A 24,691-nucleotide genomic window follows, 5' to 3' on the forward strand; every position below is an offset into this window, starting at 1 on the left:
AAATTTCAGCAGGATCTACTAGCTGGCTTTCAGGACGTGCTTTTGCGTTTTGAAAGCCAGTTCTTGTAAGCGGCCCAGCTCAAAATTCAGCAGCACTCCACCGCGTTTGAGGATCTTGCCGCCCACCAGCACCGTGTCCACGTTGCTGGCGTCCATGGCCCAGGCCACCGCGCCAATCGGGTCATTCACCGGCATAACGTTGATGTGGTGCTCCTGCAGCAGGATGATGTCTGCCTGCTTGCCGGGGGTCAGGGTGCCTATCTGCGCCTCCAGCCCCAGGGCGCGCGCTCCGTTGATCGTGGCGTATTCGACCACGTCCCGGGTGGTGATGTGCCCGGGTGACAGGCGCATGGCCAGTTTCTTTTCAAAAGACATGGCGTGCTGCATGGCGATCACCGCGCGCATTTGAGAGAAGAGGTCGCCGCGGTTGGCAATTTCGGAATCGACGCCCAGGCTGGGTTGCAGCTTGGCGTCCAGGAACCTCTGGATCGTCGGCGCGCCGTAGCCGGCCAGCATTTCCGTATTGGCGCTGATCGCCACCGCGCCGCCGCTGTCTTTGATGAGGCGCAGTTCCTTGTCCGAGAGCGTATTGCCGTGCGCGTAGAGCACGTCCGGCCCAAGCAACTTGGCTTTCTGCAACGCGGCAAGCGGTTCCTTGTCTTTTGCGGCCATGCCCACTTGGGCGGAAATGCGGATGCCCAGCTGGCGGGCCATCCCCCAGTCGCTTTTGATCTGGTCTAATGAAGCCGTGTCCAGGTCGGCAGAGGCCACCGCAAAGCTGATCAGGTCCTGGTTGGAATCCAATTGGTCGCTAGGCTGTTCGCCAGCTTTGAGCGATTTGGTGTTGAAGGCAAATACGGAGCGGATGCCGGAGTCCACCAGAGCCTGTAGGTCGGCGGCCATGTGTTCTTTGGAGCCGCCTACATCTGCATGGTTAAGCACGGTGGTGATGCCTGCATCAATGGCGCCTGCCGCGCTGGACAGGGTGCTGGCGAAGACGTCTTCGGGTCGAAAGCTGGCAGCCAGCTGGCTGGCTGCCTTGGCGGCTGATCTGTCTTTGGCGAAGAACTGGCTGCCAGTGTTGCGCAGCACGCCCTTCCACATGTGGCGATGGCTGTCAATGAAACCGGGCATCACGATCATACCGGTGGCATCGATCACTTCTGCGCCAGGCGCAATCAAGTCCTGTGAAACCGCGGCGATCTTGGAACCCTCGATCAGCACATCACAACCCACCAAGTTACCAACCTGGGGGTCCAAGCTGAGCACCGTGCCGGACTTGATCAGCAATTTTCGATCTTCCATCAATACCTCTGCCCATGTGTTAAGAGTATTACTTATTGTAATAGATTTCCGCCAAGCGTTTAGTGCAATCAAACACTCTGGCGCAAAAAGCTCGGTTTGCGCCTGTTTTCACGAATAGAAGCATGGTCTTGTCAAGTCTTAGTGAACAACTTGGGATTTTTGTTTGATAGGACTTGACTAAACTTTCAGTATGCGCTTACAATGCAACATCTCCAGAAGCCAACTTCCCCAATGGTTATGCCAATGACTTTCCTTGAAGCAATGTGTTAAGGGTACACCTTGAGCACACGAACCGATCAAGCCTTTAGAGACTTTCTTACTTCGGTTGTCATCTCATCGCGTTATATCCCCGTGTGGATCGCGACCGTTCTTTTGCTTGTGTTGGCGTATTTTATAGCTCCCGGCACTCTTTCCACCGTTTCGTTCACCGCTGTTCTTCCTCTTACTGCTTTTCTTGCCATTGTTAGCCTGGGCCAAATGCTGGTTGTGATGACCGGCGGTATTGATCTATCCATCCCGGGCACCATGACTTTGGCCGCTTTCGTAACCGTGGGTGTCGCCGGCGGCTCCAGCGACAATATTTTGCCCGCGCTGGGCATGGCCTTGGGTGTTTCCGCCCTGATTGGCTTGGTGAACGGCTTCCTGGTGGGTGTCATTCGCCTGAACGCGCTGATCGTGACCCTGGCAGTCGGCCAGCTGGTGCGCGGCATTCTGCTGCGCTATGCCACCACGGTGGCGAATGAGGCCTCTGTGCCTGGCGCATTGTCACAATGGGCCATCCAGCAGGTGTTTGGCGCCGGCTGGATCTTTTGGATCGCCCTGATCACCGTGGTGATTGTAAGCCTGGTGCTAAGCAACACCGGCATCGGCCGTCGCTTCCGCGCCGTGGGCGCCAACCAAGTGGCGGCCCGCATTTCCGGCTTGCGTGTGACCAGCTATGTGGTCATGGCTTATGTGGTGGCCGCCGTGCTGTATGGCCTGGCCGGCTTCCTGGCCGCCGCTTTCATCCGCAGCCCAACCCAGGGCCTGGGGTCGCCCTACCTGCTGGGACCGATTGCGGCCGTCGTGATTGGCGGCGCTTCGCTCAGCGGCGGCCTGGCCAGCGTGGCTTCCACGGCCATGGCGGCCTTTTTCCTGACGGTGCTGAGCCAGATGCTGCGAGTTTTGGGCCTCTCCACCGACTTGCAATTCGTGGTGTTTGGCCTGGCGATCATTGGCGGCATGGCTGTCTCGGGTGATCGTATTGTAGACATGGTCGAGTTCTTATTCCAGAAACGTTTCAGCAAAAATTCAGAAGAAAGCCACTTAGCCACATGAAGGAGGTCAGATGGGACAAACGGTCAATCAACATAAGTTGCAGGCCGTCTAGTTCGTAACCCGCTAGCTAAAAGGAGAAGATTGATTATGAAACAGGTAGACATGAAGAAATTTGCCATTCTCATTGCTTTGTTTGCAATGGTCTTGGCAGCTTGCGCTGGGACCCCAACCTCTGCGCCGGCAGCTTCTGGAGAGGACACTGCTCCGGCGGCCGGAGATGAGAGCGTTCCGGCTGGTCGCTCGAGCGAAACCTTTGACGCCGACCCTGAGGTCTTGATGAAGACCATGGGTGTCTCTGACGCGTCTGAGGTCAATGAGGTCGTGCTGGCCGCCATGTACCGCGCCGGCCTCCCCGTCAGCGATGAGATGGCCGAACTGGCCTTGAAGTGTTGGCGTGAGAAGGAATGCGACACCGGTACAGGTGGTGATGTGACCGTGGCTCTGGCTGATGGCTTTGGCGAGAACCTGTGGCGCGAAGTGACCCACATGGAAATGGTCTTGCAGGCTCTGACCTATCCTGAGATTGGCCGCATCATTTACACCACGGCTATGTTCGACACCCAGCAGGCGATTGCCGATATCCGCGGCCTGATCGCTCAGGATGTTGACATCATCGTGGGCTTCCCGGATGCGGGCGATGCCCTGATCCCGGTGGTGCGTGAGGCCACTGAGGCTGGTGTCCTGTATGTGACCCACTCCTATGGTGTGCTGGGTGACGGCAGTGATTACCTGACCTCGGTGTCTGAAGACGTCTGCTTGCTGGGCCAGGAGTTTGCTCGCATCCTGAACGAGGAAGTGGGCACCGGTAAGGTCGCCTTCCTGGGTGGCACGCCGGGCAATCCACTGTCTGCTTACTGGCAGGGCTGCGAAGAGCCCGCCTTGGGCGAGGGCATTGAGCTGGTTGGCGCCGCCGACACCTTCTGGACCCGTGAGGGCTCCTTTGATGCGATGTCCGGCTTCCTCAGCGCTCATCCTGATCTGGCTGGTGTAAGCTACGAAGCCGCTGGCTCCTTCATGGGTGGCCTGAGCGCTTACGAAGCGGCTGGCCTGCCGGTAGACCTGGTGTTGACCCTGCGCACGGACGAGACTGTCCTGTTCTGCGAATGGATCGACATGGGCAAACCCGATAACTTCAAGATCTACTTTGGTTCGGGTGGCAACTACCAGTCCCGCATCGCCCTGACGGCTGCCATGATGCACTTGAACGGCTATGAAATTCCGTCCAGCATTGTGATCCCGCCGTACATGCAGCAGGTCAACGAGAGCCACTGCTATCGCGATCTGCCGGATGATGCCTCGATCTCCTCGATGGTGCCGCATGATGTCGTGCGGGCCATGTACCCCTAACCACTAACAGGAACCGCTAAGTTAGTGGCAAAGAAGAATCAGAACCCCAGCAGCGAGAGCCTCGCGCTCTCGCTGCTGGGAGTTTCTAAACGGTATGGCACCGTCCAGGCTCTGCAAAATGTGAGCCTGGAATGCCGCCCCGGTGAGATCCACGCAGTGGTGGGTGAGAACGGGTGCGGCAAATCGACATTGCTGGGCATTGCCAGCGGCTTTGTCGAACTGGACGAAGGCACTGTCCACATCATGGGCAAACCGCTGACGACCGATTCGCCGGCCAAGGCGCGTGAACTTGGCCTGGGCATGGCCTACCAAGAGATCTCTCAGGTGGCCATGATGACCGTGGCCGAAAATCTGTATATGGCTGCTTCCAAGAAGCAGCGTCCTTTTTATTGGAAACTCAAAGATTGGGCAATCCAGATCCTGGCCAAGTTTGAACTGGATGACCTGTTTGCCGAAGCGCCAGTCTGGAGCCTGGCGCTGGCCGAGCGGCAACTGCTCGAGGTGACCAAAGCTCTGCTTTCCGAACCCAAGGTCTTATTGTTGGATGAACCCACCACGGCTATGGGCCCGGCTGAGGTGGAATGGCTGCACCGTACCATCAAGGAGCACGCGCAACGCGGGGTGTGTGTGGTGTATGTTAGCCATCGCTTGCCGGAAGTGTTGGAAGTGGCCGACCGGGTGACTGTACTGCGCGACGGTCGCACGCAGGGCACCTATGATGCCCGCAAGGTCAGCGAGGCCGAACTGGTCGAGTTGATGATTGGCCGGCCGCTGGACTCCGCCTTCCCGCCGCGTATTGAGATCGGCGAAGAGACCGATGTCGTCCTTTCGGTCACGGATCTGCATGGGGAATTCTTTGGCCCGCTGAGCTTCACGGCCAGGAAGGGCGAGATCATTGGCATTGCTGGCGTGGAGGGCAACGGGCAGGGCGACCTGTTTTGGACGCTGTCCGGCGCCATCCCGCCCAAGGGCGGCATTGTTCAGGTAGACGAAAAGCACGTCAATCTGACTTCGCCCACCGGAGCGCTGCGCTCCGGCATTATGCTGCTGGCCGGCGACCGCAAACGGGATGCACTCTTCCTGGTGTTGGGTGTTACCAGCAATGCTTCCATTCAAGTATTGGACAAATTTAGCCGGGCGGGCTGGCTGCTTCCGGGCTTGGAACGAAAACTGGTCTCTGAAATGACCCAGCAACTCAAACTGCGCTCTCCATCGCTGGAGCAGCCGGTGAGTTTTCTGTCTGGCGGCAACCAGCAGAAAGTGGTCATGACGCGCCCCTTCCTGTTCGAGAACGTGCGCGTGATTCTGACCGATGAACCGACCCAGGGCGTCGATGTGGCTTCGCGGTTTGACATCTACGAAGCCTTGCATACCAAGGCTTCGCAGGGCACGGCAATCATCATCAAATCCAGCGACCCCATCGAACTTTCCAGCCTGTGCAATCGCGTACTGGTCATCTCGCGCGGGCAGATCGTGCACGATCTGCCCCAGGAACATCTCAGCGAGCGCACCATCATCGAAGCCATGGTGGGCGGAGCGAAAGTAGGCAATGTGGAAGACCAATTTACGATCAGCGGAAGAGAGGATTAGTTGAACCGGAACAAGGAACGCCTCAAGAAAGCCGCTATCCGCATCAGGGAGTGGTATCCCCTGATGCTGATGATCTTGCTGATCTATGGTTTGGGCGCCTATTCCGGCTCTCAGTCCAGCGCTTTCCTATCCGAATACAACCTCAACAATCTATTGCAGGCGACCCTACCGTTGGCGCTTGTGGCCATGGCCCAGGTCAACGCCATGCTGGTTGGCTACCTGGATATTTCGGTCGGCGCCATCATGGCCTTCTGCATTGTGGTGTTGTCCTTTATCGCCACCAACAACGCCACACCTGAGATGGTCTTGCTGGCCTTCGTGCTGGTGCTGCTGATCGGCGGCGGGGTGGGCTTGTTCAACGCTTTCCTGGTGCGCGGCGTCAAACTGCCGCCCATCATCGCAACCCTGGCCACGCTCAGCATTCTGGACGGCGTCTCGCTGGTGCTGCGCCCGGTGGCTGGCGGCCAGATCAACTTCGACGCGCTGAGTATCTTCAAGGCCAAGGTCGGCTGGGTGCCGACGGCTTTCATCGTCACGCTGGTCGTGGCGATCCTGTGGGATATTTGGCTGCGCCGTTCGGCAGGCGGCCTGCGCCTGCGAGCCACCGGTCGTGATGTGCGCGCCGCTCGCCGCCTGGGCATCAAGACCAAATTCATCCAGGTGCGTGCTCTGGTGCTCTCTGGCCTGATGGCGGCCGTGGCGTCCTACTTTCTGGCGGTGCAAGTGGGCGTGGGCGACCCACGTTCCGGCACCAACTTCGCGCTGATCAGCATCGCTGCCGCGGCCCTGGGCGGTACCAGCCTGATGGGCGGCCTGGGGCACTTCACCGGCGCGTTGGCGGTCAGCCTGTTTCTCTCGCTGATCAGCAATATGTTCTCGCTGCGCATCATCACCGCCACCTGGATCAACGACCCGATCGTGATGGGCGCCCTGACCATCTTCGGCCTCATCCTGTACCAGGTGGAAGACCTGCGCCTGCTGATCAAAGAGAACTGGAAGAAGCTGCGCCGTGTCTTTACCGCCACGCGTGAGCGGCGCAAGGACTACGCCGTGGCTAACGTATTCCTCAACGGCCACAGCGGCAACGGGGTGGTTGCGCCGGTGCCAGAAGACCAGCGTGTGCTGATCAAGGGCGGCACGGTGCTGACGCTGGATGCCAAGCTCGGCGACTTCCAGAAGGGCGATATCCTGATCGAAGGCAAGAAGATCGTCAAAGTGGCGGCCAATATCACCTCTGGCGGCGCCCAAGTGATCGACGCCAGCAACATGATCGTGATGCCCGGCTTTGTGGACACCCACCGCCACATTTGGGAGGGCCTGCTGCGCAACATCGGCACCGATGTGCCGCTGGAGGGCCGCAACAGCTACATCCGCTTCGTGCTCGGCCGCCTGGGCCGCGCTTATCGTCCCCAAGATGTGTACGCCGGCAACATCGTCAGCGCTTTCGGCGCCATCGACGCTGGCATTACTACCCTGCTGGATTGGTCGCATATCCAGGCCTCGCCGGAGCACACGGATGCGGTCATCCAGGCGATCAAAGATTCCAATATGCGCGTCGTGTTCGCTTATGGCTTCCCCTGGTGGGGCAAGTACGAACCCAAGCAGCCGGGCTGGTTTGTACGCGCGGCGCGCATGCACTTCACCAGCAAGGACCAGCTGCTGACCTATGCGCTGGCCGCGGCCGGCCCCGAGTTCACCGAATTCGAGGTCACCCGCGCCCACTGGAACATGGCCCGTTCGGTGGATGCACGCCTGACCGCCCACGTGGGCGTAGGCACCTTTGGCCAGCGCCGCAAGGTGGAGGAGTTCGGCCGCAAGGGGCCGGAACTGATGGGCCCGGACACCACCTACATCCACTGCACGACCTTGAATGACACCGAGATCCAAATGATCGTCGACTCCGGCGGCACCGTCTCCCTGGCTGCCCCGGTGGAGATGATGATGGGCCACGGCATGCCGCCGACCCAGAAGTTCCTGGACCGCGGTTTGAAACCCGCCCTCAGCGTGGACGTCGAGACCAACGTGCCTGGGGACATGTTTACCCAAATGCGCACCATGCTCTCCCTGCAGCACAGCCTGATCCATGAACGTATCCTGGCAGGCGAGTCCAAGGTGCCCAAGCTGATCAGTGAGAAGGACGTGATCGAATATGCCACCATTGAAGGCGCCAAGGCCAATGGCTTGGACCACAAGGTGGGCACGTTAACGCCCGGCAAGGAAGCCGACATTATTTTGCTGCGCACAGACCAGGTCAATGTCACCCCGCTGAATGATCCCTATGCAGCCGTGGTGTGGGGTATGGACACCAAAAATGTGGACACGGTGATGGTGGCGGGCAAAGTGTTGAAGAACAGCGGCCGATTGGTGAATGTGGACCTGAATGCCGTGCGCAACATGGTCTACGATGCGCGTGATCACGTGATCAAGAAGGCGCGCTTCAGGCTGCCTACTATCTAAGGAGATAAGATGCAAGCGAGGTTTTTGGTCCGCACCGCCGACCAGGCAGATTTTGTCTTGCCCAAGGAGTTTGAAGGCATCAGCCAAGGCTTCAGCCGCTGGTCGATCGTGAATGGCGAGTCCGGTTCTGTGCACCAGGAGTTCAACATTTGCGAACTGGAGCCCGGTGGCTCGATCGACACCCACTTGCACACTTTCGAAGAGAGCGTGTATGTGCTGGAAGGGGAACTGATCTGCGAGACCGGCGACGGCGCCTTTGCGCTGGGGCCGGGTGATTACGGCGTCATCCATATGGCGGCGGCCCATGGGTACCGCAACCGCAGCGATGCGAAAGTGCGCTGGGTAGAAATGCTGGCCCCGCAGCCGCGTCTGTGGAAAGAAGGCGACGTTTTCCCCATTCAGGCGGCCATCGCTCAAACCGGCGAGCCGATCAAAGTGGACCCGCGTGACCCACGCACGCGCTTTTTTGGCAACATCACCGCCCAGCACATGGACCCCAGCAAGCAGTCGCAGGAGCTGCTGGCGGTCTCCGGCAGCATGCGCACGGCGCTGCTGGTGTACACCGGCATCAGCGTCAAGATGATGGTGGACAGCGACCTGGGCGCTTATTTGCATACCATGTTTATGGTCAAATACATCCCAGGCGGCGGCGCCGGCAGCCATGACCATCCCTTCGAAGAGACCTACATGATCCTGGATGGCGAAGTAGAAGCCTGGTTCGACAATCAAACTTTCACGCTTAAGCCGGGCGACGTGGCCTGGGCGGGAGTGGGCTGCGTGCACGGCTTCAAGAACAAGACGGATACCACGGTACAGTGGCTGGAAACCTCTGCGCCGCAGTCGCCCGCGCGCTATGCGTATCGCTTTGGGCGTGACTGGGATTATTTTGAAGACAAGATCAGTAAGTAACCGGACGGGAGTGGACTAATGGCTGGAAAAGGCACTGTAGTGGTGGTTGGGGGGACTTCTGAACTGGGCAAGAGTGTGGCCGTGCATTACGCTGAGAAAGGGCACCCGGTGGTGATTACCGGCCGGGAGCCGGGCCGCGCCCAGCAAATCGCTGCCGAGATCGGTCATGACGCGGTCGGCATTAACTTCGACCTGAGCAAGCCCCAGGAAATTGCGACTGCCCTGGCGGATGTGAAAGATGTGCTTTATTTGGTGCTGGTCTCTATCTCACGTGACGAGAACAGCGTCAAGAACTACGATATCAAGCAGGCAGTGGAGCTGGTGACGCTCAAGCTGGTGGGCTACCCGGAGGTCGTGCATGCCCTGCTGCCACACATGCGCCCGGATGGGGCCGTGCTGATGTATGGCGGCATGGCCAAGGAGCGTCCGTACCCCGGCTCCACCACAGTGACCAGCATCAACGGCGGCGTCTCGACCCTGGTGCGCGCCATGTCTGTGGAGTTGGCCCCGCTGCGCATTAACGCCATTCACCCGGGAGTGGTGGGCGAGACGCCTTACTGGGCCGACAAGCCTGCCGGCGTGCTTGAAGCGCTGTCTGCCCGCACGCTGACCGGCAAGCTGGTGACGGTCAAGGACGTTACAGACGCAGCCATTTTCTTGCTGGAGAACCAGGGTGTCAACGGCGTCAATTTGGATGTAGATGGTGGCTGGTTTTAGGGTACCTGCCACTCTTGGACAGCAAAAAAGACCGGCTCGCCGGTCTTTTTTGTTTGTCTTCGCTAAATCTAGTGTAGCGTTTCCAGCTTCTCCACCGCCGCTCGCAGGCGGGCCAGCACTTTTCCGCGGCCCACGATCTCCATGCTCTCGAAGAGCGGCGGGCTGATCTGTTGGGCAGTGACTGCATTGCGCAGCATGCCGAAGAACTGCCCAGCTTTCAGGCCCAGCACTTCGGCGGCGGCGCGCAGCGGCTCTTCCAGGCTGGCGGCCGTGAAGTCTGGCAAGCCCTCAATGATTTCGATGGCCTTGCGCACGGCCGCTGCCGATGGGGCCGCATCCAACCCCTGCCCGAGAAGAGTGTCTGCAGGCGCAGACACCTCTTCTTTAAAGAAGAAGCCCGCCAACTCAGGAGCCTCATCCAACGTGGTCATGCGGGTCTGGATGAGGGGCACAATGGGCAGCAGCTGCTCGACGGAGACGGGATAGCCCGCTGCGGCGAAGTAGGGCAGCAGGCGGGTTGCCAGGTCCTCCACGGACAGGGCGCGGATGTGCAGCCCGTTGAAGTGGTCCAGTTTCTTGAAGTCAATCGCAGAAGGGGAGGGATTGAGCTTGTCGATGTCGAACTTCTCCACCATGTCAGCTAGGGTGAAGAATTCGGTTTTGTCGTCGTAGCTCCAGCCCATCAGCGCGATCCAGTTCAGCACGCCCTCAGGCAGGTAGCCCATGGCGGCCAGGTCTTTGACGAAGATCGACTGCCCGGAGAGGCGCATCTGCTCCGTGTCGCGCTTGCTCATCTTGCCCTTGCCGCTGGGCTTGAGGAACACCGAAAGGTGCACCCATTCCGGCTGCGGCCAGCCAAAGGCTTCGTAGATGTGGGCGTGCAGAGGCAGGCTGGGCAGCCACTCCTCGCCGCGGAAGACGTGGGTAATGCCCATCAAATGGTCATCCACCATGGCGGCCAGGTGATAAAGCGCGTGGCCATCGGACTTCAACAGCACGCGGTCGTCAATGTTGCGGTTCTCCACGGTGATCTCGCCGCGCAGCCGGTCCACCACGGTGATGCTGCCTTCTTTGGGCGCCTTGAAACGGACCACATGCGTCTCCCCAGCGGCCACGCGGGCACGGGCTTCTTCCAGCGGCAATTCACGGCAGCGGCCGGCGTAGTGCGGCTGCTCTTTACGCTCCTGCTGTTCCTTGCGGTCCTGTTCCAACTGCTGCGGGGTGCAAAAACAATAGAAGGCTTTGCCGGCGCTCACCAGATCTTCAGCGTGCTGGCGGTAAATGCCCATGCGCTGCGACTGGTGGTAGGGCGCATGCGGGCCGTCCACGCCGGGGCCTTCGTCCCAGTCTAGGCCCAGCCATTTCAGGCTGTTGGTCAGGTCGGCCTCGGCGTTGGGGTCGTAGCGCTTTTGGTCGGTGTCTTCGATGCGCAGGATAAAACTGCCGCCGGTCTGCTGGGCGATCAGAAAATTGTACAAGGCCGTGCGGGCACTACCCAGGTGGGTAAGCCCGGTGGGGGAGGGCGCAAAGCGCACCCGGGCCGGTTGGGAGGGGTCTGTTTTTGTCATTATTCCTTATGAGAAATTGAGCGCCCGGTGGCGAGCCACAACCGATTCGACCAGGCCAATACCAAACATGAACGTGAGTAGTGAAGAGCCGCCGGCGCTGATGAAGGGCAACGGCAAACCGGTGACAGGCAGAACTTGGATGTTCATGCCTACATTAACGATCGTGTGCAGGGCGATGATCACGGCGACACCATAAGCGATCAGCGAACCAAACGTGTCTTGCGAAAGCTGGGCAATCCGTACGCAGCGCCATACGATGAAGAATAGCACGCCTAGAACCGCCATAGCGCCCACCAAGCCAAACTCTGCGGCAATGGCCGAGAAGATGAAGTCATTGTGACGCACTTTGAGGAATCGCAGTTGGACTTGCGTGCTTTGCCCGTAGCCCTGGCCTAGCACGCCGCCCGAGCCGATCGTGATCAGCGCCTGTGTCACGTTGTAATTGGCATCCAGCGCCGCTTCAGGGTCTGGGGCCACAAAGTTGATGATGCGCTGGCGTTGGTAGTCTTCCAGCAGCGGAAAGCTGACCACCGCGATGAGCAGCGCGCCAAAAATGAACATCAGCAGGTGCTTGACTTCCAGGCCGCTGACCCATAACAGGGAAAACCACACGGTCATCAGCACGATGGAGGTGCTGAGGTTGGGCTGCGCCAGGATCAGCGCCACCAACGCCACAGTCGAAATGGCGCTGCGGAAGATCCATTTGAAGTCTTTGGCGGCGTCCCGGTTGCGGGCAAAGAAATCCGCCAGAATGATGATCATGGTGATCTTGGCCAGCTCTGAAGGCTGCAGCACGACCAGGCCGATGTTGAGCCAACGCTGGGCGCCGAAACTGCTTTCGCCAGCCACCACCACGAAGAGCAGCAGAATGAACAGGAAGGCGTACAGCACACGGCTGATCGAGATCCACAAGCGGTAATCAAACGAGGCTGAGACTAGGATAACGACGAAGCCAATCGCTGCAAAGGTGATTTGGCGGCCAAGTACATCCAGTTCGATCAGCTCGGGGTTGCCCGCGATGGCAGAACTGATCATGGCCAGGCCAAAGGTGATCAGGACGGCGACTGCGCCAAGCAGCCAAAAATCAAAGTGACGCCAAACAGCTGTTCTCATGCTCTATGCAACTTTGGTTAGTGCTAGTCTTCAGACTGGCGTTCTGGTCTGCGTTTCAGGGGGATGTCTGCCAGCAGGCGCTGGGAGCGGCCTTCTTGGGTCAGTTCCAGGCGCACTTGGCTTGGGTCCACATCCACATGGCGAGAGATCACTTCGACGAGCTCGTCTCGCAGGGCTTCCATGGCGCCAGGCGCCAGGGTGCTGCGGTCGTGAATCAGCACCAGGCGCAAGCGCTCCTTGGCGGTACTGGCACTGCCCTTGCGCCCGAACAGGTCACTCAGATTTCTCATCTTAGCCTCCGCCTGTGCGGATCAGCTTGGACAAGCGGCCAAACAGGCCGCCGCTGCCGTTTTCTTCCGTGTAGGCAACTTCCTGGCCGCTGAGCCGTTTGGCCACATCCCGAAAGGCCTGGCCGGTGCGGCTCTTCTGCTCCAGAGAGATCGGTGCGCCGCGGTTGGTGCTGACCAAAACGGCCTGGTCATCCGGCACCATGCCGATCAGATCCACCGCCAGCAATTCGAGTACATCGGCCACGGCCAGCATGTCCCCGCGTTCGATCAGTTCTTGGTTGATGCGGTTGATGATCAGCTTGGCGGGGCCTTTTTGGTCTGCTTCCACCAGGCCAATGATGCGGTCGGCATCGCGCACTGCGGAAACTTCGGGGTTGGTGACGATGATTACATCGTCTGCCGGGGCGATCGCATTCTTGAAGCCGCGCTCAATGCCTGCCGGCGAATCGATCAAGATGAAGTCGAACTCCGGGCGCAGCTCATCACAAACGCGCTGCATGTCCTTAGGTGAAATAGCGTTTTTGTCGCGGGTCTGTGCTGCCGGGATCAGGTACAGCTCGCCCATGCGCTTGTCACGGATCAAGGCTTGGCGCAGCTTGCAGCGGCCCTCCACCACGTCCACCAGGTCGTAGACGATGCGATTTTCCAGGCCCATCACTACGTCCAGGTTGCGCAGACCAATGTCCGCGTCAATGCAGACGACCTTATAGCCCATATCCGCCAGGGCGGCGCCAATGTTTGCTGTGGCCGTGGTTTTGCCCACGCCGCCTTTGCCAGAAGTAATAGTAATTACGCGTCCACTCATCGTGTCATCCTTATCGGGTTATTTGATTGCTTTGCCGGGCTCCCAGGGCTCGGCAATGACTTGTCCATCTCGGACAAAGGCCACTTCTGGGCTGGGTTGGCCGCGCTCCTGCGGCGGAATAGCAATGTGTCCGGCGATGCGCAGTTGGGTGGGGGCCAGGTCCAGCGCGCACACCACGGCGTCCTCATTGCCTTCGGCCCCGGCGTGCACCAAGCCGCGCAACCTGCCCCATATGATCACATCACCGCCGGCGATGATCTCGGCGCCGGGGTTCAGGTCGCCGATTAAGGTCACGTGCCCGGCGTGGGTGATGCTGGCGCCGGAGCGCAGCGTGCGGCGTACCAGCACCGCGTCGGAATTGGGGTCAAAGCTGTGACCCTCTGCCGATTCTGCTTCGCGCTCCGTCTGGTGGATGCGAGTGGCCAGGCCCATGGCCTGGGCGCTGCGCTCGGTCAGGGGTGAGCGGCTGAGCACGCCCCACAGTGAAAGGCCGTGGTCCGAGATCTGGTCTCGCAGGCGGCCCATCGCGGCAGCGTTGATGCCGTGCTCATTCACATCCAGGATCAGCTTGGCGCCCTGCAAGAAGCCTTTCTGGCGGTCCAATTCGCTGAGCAGCTCTTTTTCCGCCAGACTCCAGTCTCCTTCATTTTCCACTACAGAGACCAATAAACCCTCGCGGATGCCTTTGATTTGTACCTTGTCCGTCATTAAAAAAAATTATAGCATCGCGTACCTGCCCACGCTGGGTCCGCGCGATGGCAAAGCCCTAGGGAGCAGTCAACTGATTATCGACTTCTTTGATGCCGAAATAGGCCGAGAGCAGCTGGCGCACGATCGGGCCACCGACGGAAGAGCCTTCCTTGCCGTTGTATACAAAGGCGATCACGGCAATTTCCGGGTCATCATAGGGCGCATAGGCCAGCGTCCAGGCGTGGCTGGGCCAGTTGCCGTATTGGCAGCGTCCCTGGCTGAAGGCGGTTTCATCGCAATATTCTGCGGTGCCGGTCTTGCCGGCCACGGCTACGCCAATCGGGTTGTTGTCAAACTCCTGCTGCAGGGTACCAAATTGCACCGCCCCGCGCATGCCCTGTTGCACGGCTTCGATCACCCAAGGCTCCACCGTGACTTTCTCGCCGGTCGGCCGGCAGGCGCCGATGCCGCTGGGGTTCTCGTATTTTTCGATCACGGCGTCGCGCGTCAAATCCCGGATGATGGTCGGCTGAAAGGGTTGGATGACATTGCCATTGCCATCCACGATCTCGCGCAGCAGGGTGGGTTTCATCATCACGCCATCGTTGGCGATCGTGGCGGCAGACATTAGGATCTGCAGGGGGGAGGCCAATACATAGCCCTGGCCCACACTGGTGATATAGGTGTCGCCGGTGGACCAGTTCTCGCCCTGTGAGCGGCGTTTCCAAGTGGGGTCGGGGATCAGGCCGCGGGTTTCGTACGGCTGCTCGATGCCCAGGAAATCGCCATAGCCCAGGGCGCGGGCGTAGGTGCCCAGGCGGCAAATGCCCAGACCTTCCGGCACTTCCTCTTGGAAACCGCCGCCTACTTTATAGAAATACACATTGCTGGAGTTGGCGATGCCGCCAATGAAGTTCAGCTGCCCGAAGCCGGCCCGGTTCCAGTCTACGAACTCGCGGCTGCGGCCGGCCTCGCCCTCGAAGAACTGTTCACTGACTGTGATCAAGCCGGGGGTTTGAATGAGCTGGTCCACAGACACTACGCCTTCGTTCAAGACGCCTACGGAGGTGACCAGTTTGAATACCGAGCCTACCGGGATTTCGGCGCCTACGGCATGGTTCACCAGCGGGTTGGTGGCATCCGCCAGAAGCTGGTCATAGTAGTAAGCGGGGATGAAGCGCGCCATGCGGTTGTTCTCATAGCTGGGCCAGGACACCATGGCCAGGATCTCGCCCGTGCGCGGGTCCATGGCGATCACCGACCCGCTGGTCATTTCGATGGCGCCAATAAAGTTGTTCCACAGCTCAATGTCGCGTTTCAAGATCTGGTAGGCGGCCTGTTGCAGGCGCATATCCAGCGTCAGCACTATGTTCTGGCCCGGCTGCGCCTCGATGGGCGGATCAATATCGCGCAGGACCTGGCCACCCACGTCCGTCTCCACTACGCGCTGACCCGGCATCCCGCGCAGGACTTCATCAAAGTACAACTCCAAACCGCCGTAGCCCACTTTGTCCCGGTTGGGCACAAAGCCCAGCGAGCGCATTTGAGGCTCTATCGCCGCCGGAATGGGGCCGAGGTAGCCGATCACCGCCGCGGTCATTTCGCCGGTAGGGTAGTCTCGTACCGGCTCAACCTGAATATCAACCCCCGGCCAATCCACAGATTTTTCTTTGATGGCCATGGCCATCTCTCGGCTTACATTGCACTGCAGCTGCACAGAGTCATAGGGGGAAAACGAGGTTTGGATGGCGATCATCTCGCGCAAACCCAGGTTGGTGCCGCAGGGGATCAGCGGTTCATCCAGCGAGCCGCGCGTCACCGGCAGGCCGGTAAGCTCGGCCAGTTCGAAGATGATCTGCTCGATCTCACCGCTGTCGCCCGGCAGGAAGGCCGGCACGGCAATGATGTTGTACGAAGCTGTGTTGCTGGCCAGCAGCACCCCGTTGCGGTCGAAGATGACGCCGCGCTGCGGGGCCAGGCTGATCACTTCGGTGCGGTTGTCATCCGCCTGGCGCAGCCAGTTGCTGTGCTCCAGGACTTGCAAATAGAACAGACGGATGAAGAACAGGAAGAAGATCAGGCCAAAGGTGATCAGCACCGTGAGCAGCCGCCAATTCTCCAGTGAACTGCGACTGCCAGATTGCGAAGTGCTGCTCATTCAGCTTCCTCTACGGGTGAAATTAGTTTGCTCATCTCGTTCATTATCCCGTGCAGAGGTAAGATAAAGATTAGGTTTAGCAGCATGGTAGGGATGGTAATTAAGTTAAACGCATCGACCAGATTCAGTGGTTGGGCCGAGGCCAGCAAGTAAGTCATCGTGATTGCATGCACGGCCAAGGTGGCCAGAAGAGCGCCACTGAACAGGCTGAAGAGCTTTACCTGCCAAATGCGTTCTGACAGCAGTTGGCAGATGCCCGCTCCGGCGGCATAGCCTGCGATCAGAACCCAGTCTGGCAGTGCGCTGGCGTAGCCCACCATCAGGCCAGCCACCAACCCCCAGCGCCAGTCGGGCCGGTTACCCGGCAGCATCAACCAGGCCACCAGGACAAGTAGAACTAAATCCGGCGACCCCTGCAGCAGGGTCACGCGGGTCGCCAGGGTGATTTGCAATAGCGTGGCGGCAAGCAGCAGTAGAACGCCCGTGACGATACGCATGGATTACGGCGAAGAGAGCAGAGGGGTCAAGTCCACAGGTTGAAAGTTTACAATGACCAGCACAATTTCTAGGCGGGTAAAGTCCACCACCGGTTGCACGCTGGCAAGCTGAAAGAGCGCCTGGGCCTCCTGGCGAACGTTGCTGACCTGGCCAATAAAGATGTCGCTCGGATACAGACCGCCAATGCCGGAGGTGAAGACAAGGTCACCGGGTTGGATCTGCGTATCGAGCGGGATCAAGTCGATGCTGAGCGCGCCGGTAATGCTGCCGGTGACCACGCCGTCCATCTCGGACGGCTGCACCTGGGCGCTGACGACGGAGGCCGGGTCGGTGATCAGCTCCACGCGTGAGGCATTGGCGGTCACTTGAGCCACGCGGCCCACCAAGCCCTGCTGAGCTACGACCGGCATGCCGCGGCGGATGCCGTCGTCCGAGCCGCGGTTGATGATGATGTAATGCAAGAAGGGGCTGGGGTCGCGGCCGATCACCGCGGCAGCCTGGTAGGTGTTTTCTGGGCGTGCGCGCGCAAAGTCCAGCAGAGCCGAAAGCAGCTCGATCTCGGCGACTTGCTGCTGGAGGGCGATGATTTGGGTTTGCAGGGTGGCATTTTCCGAGCGCAGCTCGGCATTTTCCTGGCGCAGCCGTGCAATATCTGCAGGGGCGTTGATAAAGTCTTGAATGGCTTGGAAGCGCTCAAACAGAAAGCCCTGCACGCCCAAAACAGGTTGCAGCACTCCGCTGAAGACAGGGCTCAGGTAACCGCCCAGAGCCAGCACCAGCAAGCCGGCGGCAAGCAAAACCAAGGCGATCAAGCGATAGGGACTGTCTTTTCCTGGACGCATAAGTGCAACAAGCTCGATAATATCCTGCCCCGCTGCGGCTTAAGTGCCGCGCCGGCGCATTCAAACACTATTAATCTGGCGGCGGAGCTGGTTAGTCCAGCTGCAGCAGATGATGGCGATAGGCTTCGATATCTTCTAGCACCACGCCCGCGCCGCGCGCCACGCAGGTCAGCGGATCATCCGCCACCCAGCAGTGAATGCGCAGATCCTCGCTGATGCGCTGATCCAAGCCGCGGATCAGCGCTCCACCGCCGCTCATGCAGATCCCGGCATCCATCACGTCGCCAATCATTTCGGCAGGCACTTCATCCACCGTCTCTTTGACCGCCTGCACAATGCTATCAATGATGGGCGAGAGCGCTTCGCGGATCTCGATGGACGAGATTTCCAAGGTTTCAGGCAAACCGCTGATCAGATTGCGGCCGCGTACCGAGGTAACCTTTTCCTCGGGCAGCGGGAAGGCCGAACCGATCTTCATCTTGACCTGCTCGGCGGCGCGTTCACCGATCAGCACGTTGTACTTGGTGCGGATGTACTGCAGCACCGCCCGGTCCATTTCATCTCCGGCCAGACGCAGGGACTTGTTGGCCACCACGCCGCCCATCGAGAAGACTGTGATCTCGCTGGTGCCGCCGCCAATGTCCACGATCACCGAGCCGCCGACTTTGTCGATGGGCAGGCCGACTGCCAGGGCCGAGGCGGTGGGTTCTTCGATCAAATAGACTTCGCGAGCGCCGGCCAACAGCGCCGCATCGTTCACGGCGCGCTTTTCCACCTCGGTCACGCCGGTGGGCACGCCGATCACCACGCGGGGGCGGGGCAGCGGCACGATGCTTTGCTCGTGCGCCTTATTAATGAAGTAAGCCAGCATTTCTTCGGTGATTTCGAATTCAGCAATCACGCCGTCGCGCAGCGGGCGGACCACGATGATGTTTTTAGGGGCGCGGCCGGCCATTTCCTTGGCTTCTTCGCCTACGGCGATGGGGCGGCGCGTTTTGCGGTCTACAGTCACCCAAGAGGGCTCATTGATCACGATGCCCTTGCCGCGCACGAACACCAAGGTGTTCGCCGTGCCCAGGTCGATGCCAATGTCCAAAGAGAAGAATCCCAGGATCCAATTGAGTGGGTTAAAGGCCATAAATGGTCTGCCTGGCTAGGTGTACAGAATGTCGGAGGGACGGTGCGAAATATTCACTGAGTTGTACTATACCCTTGCGGTGTGGATTTTGCGGGCGTACTTGCCAAACAAGCAATTTTACCATGCTGGCTTCCCTTGCAGTTCTGCAAGCGATTTGGCCCTAATGGTACCCGGTGCACACTCAATTGGCTTGCAGGTATAATCCGCTGGACTGGAGTTGCTTATGTAGAAGAGAGATGACTGAGGGAATACAGCGCATGGCCCGGCAATGCCGGGTGACGAGGATGAAGGTTTCTCACCTGGGTGAGACTAAGCAGCTCAAGGCTGCGAAAATCGAAGAGCCAGATGTGCCTGATGCACGCAGTGCGACACGCACATCTGGGTAGATCAGCGGATGCCTTCCGGGAGTTCACCGCCCCCGACCATTTTCCCTCCAATTTGACAAATGCCCGATAACACCGCGAGAGCAATCTGGCGGACAGACACGGCATGGCGGCCTTATTGACGATTGGGTTGGAACACAACCCGGAGGTTTTTTGCATGTGTGGAATTGTTGGCTACATCGGTGAGCAGAACGCGACTCCGATTATTTTGAACGGTCTGAAACGCTTGGAGTACCGTGGTTACGACTCGGCGGGCATTGCCGTGCTGCAAGACGAGCGTATTGAGGTGCGCCGCGATGCCGGCAAGCTGGGCCGCCTGGTGACCCTGGTGGATAGTGAGCCCCTGGCCGGTTCGCTGGGCATTGGGCACACGCGCTGGGCGACGCACGGCGAGCCGAATGCGCGCAATGCGCACCCGCACATGGGCGCCACCGGCGAAGTAGTGCTGGTGCACAACGGCATTGTGGAAAACTACCTGGAGTTGAAGGACGAGCTGCAGGCGGAGGGTGTGGACTTCAAGTCTGACACCGACACCGAGATCATCGTCCATTTGGTGGAACGCTACCTCTCACAAGATGTTTCTTTGGAGCAGGCGGCCCGCAAAGCGCTCAGCCATCTGCACGGCCATCATGGCATCGTCATGTTCAGCTCTCAGCAGCCCGACCGTATCGTGGCCGCCCGCATCGGCAATGCCGGTGGCGTGGTGGTGGGCTTTGGCGAGGGTGAGATGTTCGTTGCCTCTGACCTGCCTGCCATCCTGGAACACACGCGTGATGTGGTCTTCCTGGAATCCGGGCAGATGGCGCTGGTCACCCGTGAGGGATTGAAGATGAGCACGCTGGACGGGCAGGCGCTGGACTACAAGGTCGATACGGTTGCCTGGGATCCGGTGGCGGCGGAGAAGGGCGAGTATCGTCACTTCATGCAGAAAGAGATCCACGAGCAGGTGCGCTCGCTGACCGACACCATCGCGGGCCGGGTGGATTTTGACAATGGGCGTATCATTCTGCCCGACTTGAACCTGGATGCGGATTCTGCCAAGAAGATCGAGAAGATCTTTATCATCGCTTGCGGCACGGCCGGCTATGCCGGTATGGTAGGCAAGACGCTCATCGAGCGCATTGCGCGCGTGCCGGTGGAATTTGATATCGCTTCGGAATTCCGCTACCGCGACCCGCTGGTGACTGACAAGCATGTGGTGCTGGCCATCAGCCAGTCCGGCGAAACTGCCGACACCCTGGCCGCCATGGCCGAGGGCAAGGCACGCGGCGCCAAGCTGTGGTCGATCGTCAATGCGATCGGCTCACAGGCCATGCGCATTGCCGACGGCTGCATCACTATGCAGAGCGGCCCGGAAATTGGCGTGGCCTCCACCAAGGCCTATACCGCCCCCTTGGTGGACCTGTACATGCTGGCCATCCTGTTGGGCGACCTGCGCGGCGTGCTTAGCGAGGATGACCGCCGGGCGCTGGTGGCCGAACTGCGCATGGTGCCGGAATGGGCCTCTGCCTGCCTGGAACGCGAAAGTGAAGTCATCGCCGTGGCCGAAGCGATCGTCAATATTGACCATTGCCTCTACCTGGGGCGCGGCATTAACACCGCCACGGCGTACGAGGGTGCCCTGAAGTTGAAGGAGATCTCCTACATCCATGCCGAGGGCTACCCGGCTGGCGAGATGAAGCATGGGCCGATCGCGCTGGTAGACCCGGAAATGCCGGTGATCGCCATTGCGCCGCGTGACCCGTGGTACGAGAAAATGATCAGCCAGATCGAGCAGGCCAAAGCGCGCGGCGGCAAAGTGATTGCTGTTGCCACCGAAGGCGACACGGTCATCCCCGCACTTGCCGACCATGTCTTGTGGATCCCGGATGTGCCCTGGATGCTCAGCCCGGTCTTCACCGTCATCCCACTGCAATTGCTTGCTTATCACATCGCCAGCCAGCGCGGTTTGGATGTGGACCAACCCCGCAACCTGGCCAAGAGCGTCACGGTGGAATAGCCGTTAGCTGTAAGCTCCTCACGGTAAACAAAAAGCGCCGCAACTGCGGCGTTTTTTGTTGTATTCCGGGGCTGGATGCTCTTGCTTTCTCTAGTCGGGGTCAAAGCCCGTGTGCCCGGAACCAGGCGAGGGTGGCTGCGCGCCAGACCTGCGTGCCGATGCCGCCTTCTAGATCGAAGACGTGCTCGCCGTGCGGAATCTCGATGGTCTTCACTTCGACGCCAAGCGAGTGCAGGGTCGCGGCAAAGGCCAGGGTGGGGCCGGGCGGCACCAAGTGGTCCTTTTCGCCCAGCGTGATCAGTGCCGGTGGAGCTGCGGGCGTGATGTGCGTGGCAGGGTCGATTGCCGCATAGCGGTCGGGATATTCGGCAGGAGAGCCGCCCGTGTAGTTCTCGAGGTATAAGCGGGCAACCGAGCCCATGACGGGATCCGGGTTGGCATAGAGCGCATGCGGATCGGCCGCCGGGTACAGAGTGCTCGTGGCGCCGATGCGGGGCAGGTCGCCCGGGCAGGCCGGCGTCAGGGTGCCGGCGGCGGTGCGGGCGGCCACGTTGAGGACGAGGTTGCCGCCCGCCGAGTCGCCGATCAGCCCAAGCCACTCGATGTCGCCGCCATAGTCGCTCGCATTCGCCGCAGCCCAGACGAGCGCGCAGCCGATCTGGGCCTCCTGCACGTCCCAGAGGTGGCGTGTCGGCGTCGAGAGGCTGTAGTCGACGCTGATGACGAGGTAGCCGTGGTCGGCGAACCAGCGTGCGTGTGTGGGAGGCGCAGCGTCGAGGCGCGAGCCTTCGCTCCAGCCGCCGCCGTGCACGATGACGATCACAGGCGCCGGTCCGGCGCTGCCGACCGGCCTCCAGACAGAAAGGGCCACCGGCTCGCCGTCGAACAGCAGGTAATCAATGTCGGCGTCCGGCGTGATGTCAGGTGTTGGCGGGGCAAGCGTGGCGAACAGATCAACTGTGACGCCTTCACGGGCGGCCAGCGCCAACTGCCGGCCGGCGATGACGGCGATCCCTGCCAGCGCGAGCAGGGCAGCAGCGGCAATGACACGACGGCCGCGGGAGTGTGCGATTCGCAGCAGCCACAGCGCTAGCCCCACGAGGACCATGGCGAAGAGGGCAACCTGGACGATGCGGGCTGACAGGCCGGCAGCGATTATCGAGAGCAGGGGAATAGGGACGAACGCGGCCAGCACGAGGAGCAGCAGCACCGCGACGGGAAGCCCAACAAGGGCCGTCGCCCACCACTGCGGAACGCGGTGCGGTATTGGACTGGCGGATGTAGGCATAACACCTCAGTGCTGCGAGACGTGGACGGCGACTCAGGCCTTCTTGTTATCACCCTCCACTTGGAGGCTTTTACTGCGTGAGCTATTGCCTGTACACCGGAACTGAATGGTTACACAATAACATGAAGAACCAGCTTGTCAAAGGCGAAAGCTTTGGGATGTATGCTGCTGGAGCAACCCAGGCACGCCGTCTTCCACTGGGAAGTGCGCAGTTCCTTTTTGGGTAACTGTTAGCCGTAGCGATAAAACAAAAGCGCCGCCTAGGCGGCGCTTTTGTTGTGGCTATTCGCCTTCCGCGGCCTTTTTCAAATCTCGCAACTTCTCTTCCCAGAAAGCCGCATATTGCTCCAGCCAGGCTTCGACCTGCGAGAGTGGCCCGGCGTCGAGCTGATACCACAGCTCACGGCCGCGGCGTTCTTGGTGCAGCAGCCGCGCTTGGCGCAGTACGCGCAGGTGCTTGCTCACTCCGGGACGACTGATAGCCGGGAAGCGCGCCGCCAGGTCCCCGGCGCGCTGCGGGCCTTCTGCCCGCAGCGCATCCAGGATCTGGCGGCGGGTCGGATCCGATATGGCCTGGAAAGGGGAGCTCACGGCTTAATCTGCCTCCACCGCGGCCTTCAAGTCGCTCAGGTTCTCAGACATGGTCCAGCCCTGGATGTGACCTTCGTAGGCGCCCTTGCCCAATGCGGTGCCAAGCTCTTCAAAGCCGGTGTGGGTTAGAGTCACGCGTGTGCCGCGGTCCGTCGGCGTCAGGCGCAGGGTGACCAGCGTGGATACCGGCCAGGCTTCGCCCTCCTCTGGGTCGTGCTTCCAGGTGAAGGCCAGCTCTTGCTCCGGCATTAAGGTCACTACTTCGCCGGTGAAGCGATATGGGCCTTCACCGGGCAGGTTGCCCTTCATCTCAAATCGTCCGCCCACTTGGTGTTCAAACACCAGGTTGCGCGCCAGCCATTGGTGCATGCCTTCGAGTGTGGCCATCTTGGCCCAGACCTTGGCGGGTGGGGCATTGATCTCGATCTCGAAATGAATTCTGAGTTCTTGAGGGTCGTGAGCGCTGCGCATATAGCCTCCAATATGTAACTTTTTGGTTACAAATATAAGCCAAAACAATTCAGGATGCAAGGCTTCAATTGTTTGCCGGCTAGTGGGCAATGCGGCTAAAAGAATGCCCGCCAGGCCAGGAAGACCGTCATGCCGACCACAATCGTCAGCAATAGATTGCGTGTACGCCAGGAGACCAGGGCGGCTACCAGACTGGCCAGCAAGGCCGCGTTCTGCCAGCTCAAGTTCAGCTCGCCGCCCGGCGTGAGCACCATGGGCACAATGATGGCGGAGAGCACCGCAGCTGGCACGTAGCGCAGCGCGGCGAACAAGCCTTGTGGCAGTTGGCGACGGCTGAGCAACAGCAAGATCGGAATGCGCGTGGCGATCGTGGCGGCAGCCATGCTCGCGATGAGCAAGACTTCGTTCATGATGCCTCCGCGGCCTGCGGCGGCCAAACGCGCTCAGCCAAGACGCCGGCTGTGACGCCCAGCAGAGCCGCCAGCATCAGCCCCAGCTGGTGGGGCAGGCCCTGCGCCAGCAATGCAGTCCCTCCGGCCACCAGCGCCGCGGCCAGCATTGGGCGGCCCTTGAGCATCGGCACCAGCATGCCCAGAAAGGTGACCACCATGGCGTAGTCCAGCCCCCAGCTTTGCGGGTCGCGGATCTGCGACCCAGCCAGGATGCCGACCCAGGTGGCCAGCTGCCAATTGGTGTACATCGCCAGTTCGGAGCCCAGCAGATACCAGCGGTTATGCGGGTCTTGAGGCTGCTCATCAAATTGCTTGGCGGCCACCACGAAGGACTCGTCGGTCAGCCAGAAGCCCAGCGGCAGCAGCCAGCGCAGCGGCAGCCCTTTGAGCTTGGGCGCCAGGGTGGCCGAATAAAGCATATGGCGCAGGTTGACCACCAAGGTAGTCAGGGCGATGACCAGCACTGGGGTCCCGGCGGCGATCAGGCCCACTGCTATGAATTGCGAAGAGCCGGCAAAGACCAGGGCGGACATGGCCGCCGCGCCCCAGGCGGAGAGTCCGGAGGCCATCGCCAACGCGCCGAAGATCAGTCCGAAAGGCGCCGCGCCAACCAGCAAGGGAAAAGTATCGCGCATGCCGGCCAGCAGGGCGGCCCGCGCAGAAGACTTGTCGTTATCTGTTTCTCTGTGCATGCTTGGGAAAGGGATTTTATCAGCAGTAGAGCAGGCGTCAGAGGCTGTTCTGCTGGCCAAGCTATTGTAGA

The 24,691-nt window shown here is 60.2% G+C and carries 22 protein-coding genes; 7 read left to right on the plus strand and 15 right to left on the minus strand.

Annotation, left to right across the window (positions count from 1 at the left end):
• Positions 1-18 precede the first annotated feature (18 nt).
• Positions 19-1,305 carry an amidohydrolase family protein gene (locus KF885_08100; GenBank protein MBX3049120.1) on the minus strand — a complete coding sequence of 429 codons (1,287 nt, stop codon included), beginning with the start codon at positions 1,303-1,305 and terminating at the stop codon, positions 19-21.
• Between the two features lie 381 nt (positions 1,306-1,686).
• On the opposite strand from KF885_08100, the gene KF885_08105 reads away from it, so the two are divergent.
• The 6 genes from KF885_08105 (at position 1,687) to KF885_08130 (ending at position 9,642) form a co-directional block, all read left to right on the plus strand.
• Positions 1,687-2,622, plus strand: a complete 936-nt coding sequence (locus KF885_08105) for an ABC transporter permease (protein ID MBX3049121.1) — start codon at positions 1,687-1,689, stop codon at positions 2,620-2,622.
• An 87-nt stretch (positions 2,623-2,709) separates the two neighbouring features.
• Positions 2,710-3,969: a substrate-binding domain-containing protein gene (locus KF885_08110; GenBank protein MBX3049122.1), complete on the plus strand. Its 1,260-nt coding sequence runs from the start codon at positions 2,710-2,712 to the stop codon at positions 3,967-3,969.
• Positions 3,970-3,993: 24 nt separating this feature from the next.
• A complete protein-coding gene (locus KF885_08115; GenBank protein MBX3049123.1) occupies positions 3,994-5,559 on the plus strand; it encodes a sugar ABC transporter ATP-binding protein in 1,566 nt (521 codons plus the stop codon).
• Positions 5,560-8,016 (plus strand): amidohydrolase family protein, encoded by a 2,457-nt coding sequence (locus tag KF885_08120; GenBank protein ID MBX3049124.1) that lies wholly within the window; start codon positions 5,560-5,562, stop codon positions 8,014-8,016. It abuts the gene before it with no gap.
• A 9-nt stretch (positions 8,017-8,025) separates the two neighbouring features.
• A complete protein-coding gene (locus KF885_08125) occupies positions 8,026-8,925 on the plus strand; it encodes a cupin domain-containing protein (GenBank protein MBX3049125.1) in 900 nt (299 codons plus the stop codon).
• A gap of 18 nt (positions 8,926-8,943) precedes the next feature.
• Positions 8,944-9,642, plus strand: coding sequence for an SDR family oxidoreductase (locus tag KF885_08130; GenBank protein ID MBX3049126.1), 699 nt, complete (start codon positions 8,944-8,946; stop codon positions 9,640-9,642).
• A 68-nt stretch (positions 9,643-9,710) separates the two neighbouring features.
• Here the strand turns inward: KF885_08130 and KF885_08135 are convergent, their stop codons facing one another.
• The 9 genes from KF885_08135 to KF885_08175 all read right to left on the minus strand — a co-directional run bounded on the left by KF885_08135 (position 9,711) and on the right by KF885_08175 (position 18,744).
• Complete coding sequence (locus KF885_08135; GenBank protein ID MBX3049127.1) at positions 9,711-11,210, minus strand: glutamate--tRNA ligase; 1,500 nt, start codon at positions 11,208-11,210, stop codon at positions 9,711-9,713.
• A gap of 6 nt (positions 11,211-11,216) precedes the next feature.
• Positions 11,217-12,323, minus strand: a complete 1,107-nt coding sequence (locus KF885_08140) for a rod shape-determining protein RodA (protein MBX3049128.1) — start codon at positions 12,321-12,323, stop codon at positions 11,217-11,219.
• Between the two features lie 23 nt (positions 12,324-12,346).
• Complete coding sequence (minE, locus tag KF885_08145) at positions 12,347-12,613, minus strand: cell division topological specificity factor MinE (GenBank protein MBX3049129.1); 267 nt, start codon at positions 12,611-12,613, stop codon at positions 12,347-12,349.
• Position 12,614: 1 nt separating this feature from the next.
• Positions 12,615-13,418, minus strand: a complete 804-nt coding sequence (minD, locus tag KF885_08150; GenBank protein ID MBX3049130.1) for a septum site-determining protein MinD — start codon at positions 13,416-13,418, stop codon at positions 12,615-12,617.
• Between the two features lie 18 nt (positions 13,419-13,436).
• Positions 13,437-14,126: a septum site-determining protein MinC gene (minC, locus tag KF885_08155; protein MBX3049131.1), complete on the minus strand. Its 690-nt coding sequence runs from the start codon at positions 14,124-14,126 to the stop codon at positions 13,437-13,439.
• Between the two features lie 58 nt (positions 14,127-14,184).
• On the minus strand, positions 14,185-16,266 hold the full coding sequence (mrdA, locus tag KF885_08160) for a penicillin-binding protein 2 (GenBank protein ID MBX3049132.1): 2,082 nt from the start codon (positions 16,264-16,266) through the stop codon (positions 14,185-14,187).
• On the minus strand, positions 16,263-16,763 hold the full coding sequence (locus KF885_08165; protein ID MBX3049133.1) for a hypothetical protein: 501 nt from the start codon (positions 16,761-16,763) through the stop codon (positions 16,263-16,265). The genes mrdA and KF885_08165 overlap by 4 nt, the downstream gene beginning before the upstream one ends.
• Before the next feature lie 3 nt (positions 16,764-16,766).
• Positions 16,767-17,606: a rod shape-determining protein MreC gene (mreC, locus tag KF885_08170; GenBank protein ID MBX3049134.1), complete on the minus strand. Its 840-nt coding sequence runs from the start codon at positions 17,604-17,606 to the stop codon at positions 16,767-16,769.
• A gap of 91 nt (positions 17,607-17,697) precedes the next feature.
• On the minus strand, positions 17,698-18,744 hold the full coding sequence (locus tag KF885_08175; protein ID MBX3049135.1) for a rod shape-determining protein: 1,047 nt from the start codon (positions 18,742-18,744) through the stop codon (positions 17,698-17,700).
• A 540-nt stretch (positions 18,745-19,284) separates the two neighbouring features.
• Between KF885_08175 and glmS the strand changes: the two genes are divergently transcribed.
• On the plus strand, positions 19,285-21,126 hold the full coding sequence (gene glmS, locus KF885_08180; GenBank protein ID MBX3049136.1) for a glutamine--fructose-6-phosphate transaminase (isomerizing): 1,842 nt from the start codon (positions 19,285-19,287) through the stop codon (positions 21,124-21,126).
• A gap of 100 nt (positions 21,127-21,226) precedes the next feature.
• Here the strand turns inward: glmS and KF885_08185 are convergent, their stop codons facing one another.
• From KF885_08185 to KF885_08205, 5 genes are all read right to left on the minus strand, one after another.
• The gene (locus KF885_08185; protein MBX3049137.1) at positions 21,227-22,414 is read right to left on the minus strand and encodes an alpha/beta hydrolase; all 1,188 of its coding nucleotides are present in this window, start codon (positions 22,412-22,414) and stop codon (positions 21,227-21,229) included.
• A gap of 282 nt (positions 22,415-22,696) precedes the next feature.
• The gene (locus tag KF885_08190; protein MBX3049138.1) at positions 22,697-23,005 is read right to left on the minus strand and encodes a winged helix-turn-helix transcriptional regulator; all 309 of its coding nucleotides are present in this window, start codon (positions 23,003-23,005) and stop codon (positions 22,697-22,699) included.
• 3 nt (positions 23,006-23,008) lie between these two features.
• Positions 23,009-23,476, minus strand: coding sequence for an SRPBCC domain-containing protein (locus tag KF885_08195; protein ID MBX3049139.1), 468 nt, complete (start codon positions 23,474-23,476; stop codon positions 23,009-23,011).
• Between the two features lie 95 nt (positions 23,477-23,571).
• Positions 23,572-23,886 carry an AzlD domain-containing protein gene (locus tag KF885_08200; protein MBX3049140.1) on the minus strand — a complete coding sequence of 105 codons (315 nt, stop codon included), beginning with the start codon at positions 23,884-23,886 and terminating at the stop codon, positions 23,572-23,574.
• Positions 23,883-24,620, minus strand: a complete 738-nt coding sequence (locus KF885_08205; protein MBX3049141.1) for an AzlC family ABC transporter permease — start codon at positions 24,618-24,620, stop codon at positions 23,883-23,885. Before KF885_08205 ends, KF885_08200 begins: the two co-directional genes overlap by 4 nt.
• Positions 24,621-24,691 lie beyond the last annotated feature (71 nt).

It is taken from the genome of Anaerolineales bacterium (assembly GCA_019637805.1).
Taxonomy (GTDB): domain Bacteria; phylum Chloroflexota; class Anaerolineae; order Anaerolineales; family UBA11579; genus JAMCZK01.

What these genes read in the sequence shown, in the direction of transcription:
- KF885_08205 (MBX3049141.1), bottom strand. Translation starts at nt 24,620, where the DNA reads ATGCACAGAGAAACAGATAACGACAAGTCTTCTGCGCGGGCCGCCCTG.
- KF885_08175 (MBX3049135.1), bottom strand. Translation starts at nt 18,744, where the DNA reads ATGGCCTTTAACCCACTCAATTGGATCCTGGGATTCTTCTCTTTGGAC.
- KF885_08130 (MBX3049126.1), top strand. Translation starts at nt 8,944, where the DNA reads ATGGCTGGAAAAGGCACTGTAGTGGTGGTTGGGGGGACTTCTGAACTG.
- KF885_08195 (MBX3049139.1), bottom strand. Translation starts at nt 23,476, where the DNA reads ATGCGCAGCGCTCACGACCCTCAAGAACTCAGAATTCATTTCGAGATC.
- minD (MBX3049130.1), bottom strand. Translation starts at nt 13,418, where the DNA reads ATGAGTGGACGCGTAATTACTATTACTTCTGGCAAAGGCGGCGTGGGC.
- KF885_08100 (MBX3049120.1), bottom strand. Translation starts at nt 1,305, where the DNA reads ATGGAAGATCGAAAATTGCTGATCAAGTCCGGCACGGTGCTCAGCTTG.
- mreC (MBX3049134.1), bottom strand. Translation starts at nt 17,606, where the DNA reads ATGCGTCCAGGAAAAGACAGTCCCTATCGCTTGATCGCCTTGGTTTTG.
- KF885_08110 (MBX3049122.1), top strand. Translation starts at nt 2,710, where the DNA reads ATGAAACAGGTAGACATGAAGAAATTTGCCATTCTCATTGCTTTGTTT.
- KF885_08165 (MBX3049133.1), bottom strand. Translation starts at nt 16,763, where the DNA reads ATGCGTATCGTCACGGGCGTTCTACTGCTGCTTGCCGCCACGCTATTG.
- minE (MBX3049129.1), bottom strand. Translation starts at nt 12,613, where the DNA reads ATGAGAAATCTGAGTGACCTGTTCGGGCGCAAGGGCAGTGCCAGTACC.
- KF885_08125 (MBX3049125.1), top strand. Translation starts at nt 8,026, where the DNA reads ATGCAAGCGAGGTTTTTGGTCCGCACCGCCGACCAGGCAGATTTTGTC.
- glmS (MBX3049136.1), top strand. Translation starts at nt 19,285, where the DNA reads ATGTGTGGAATTGTTGGCTACATCGGTGAGCAGAACGCGACTCCGATT.
- KF885_08135 (MBX3049127.1), bottom strand. Translation starts at nt 11,210, where the DNA reads ATGACAAAAACAGACCCCTCCCAACCGGCCCGGGTGCGCTTTGCGCCC.
- KF885_08140 (MBX3049128.1), bottom strand. Translation starts at nt 12,323, where the DNA reads ATGAGAACAGCTGTTTGGCGTCACTTTGATTTTTGGCTGCTTGGCGCA.
- mrdA (MBX3049132.1), bottom strand. Translation starts at nt 16,266, where the DNA reads ATGAGCAGCACTTCGCAATCTGGCAGTCGCAGTTCACTGGAGAATTGG.
- minC (MBX3049131.1), bottom strand. Translation starts at nt 14,126, where the DNA reads ATGACGGACAAGGTACAAATCAAAGGCATCCGCGAGGGTTTATTGGTC.
- KF885_08200 (MBX3049140.1), bottom strand. Translation starts at nt 23,886, where the DNA reads ATGAACGAAGTCTTGCTCATCGCGAGCATGGCTGCCGCCACGATCGCC.
- KF885_08185 (MBX3049137.1), bottom strand. Translation starts at nt 22,414, where the DNA reads ATGCCTACATCCGCCAGTCCAATACCGCACCGCGTTCCGCAGTGGTGG.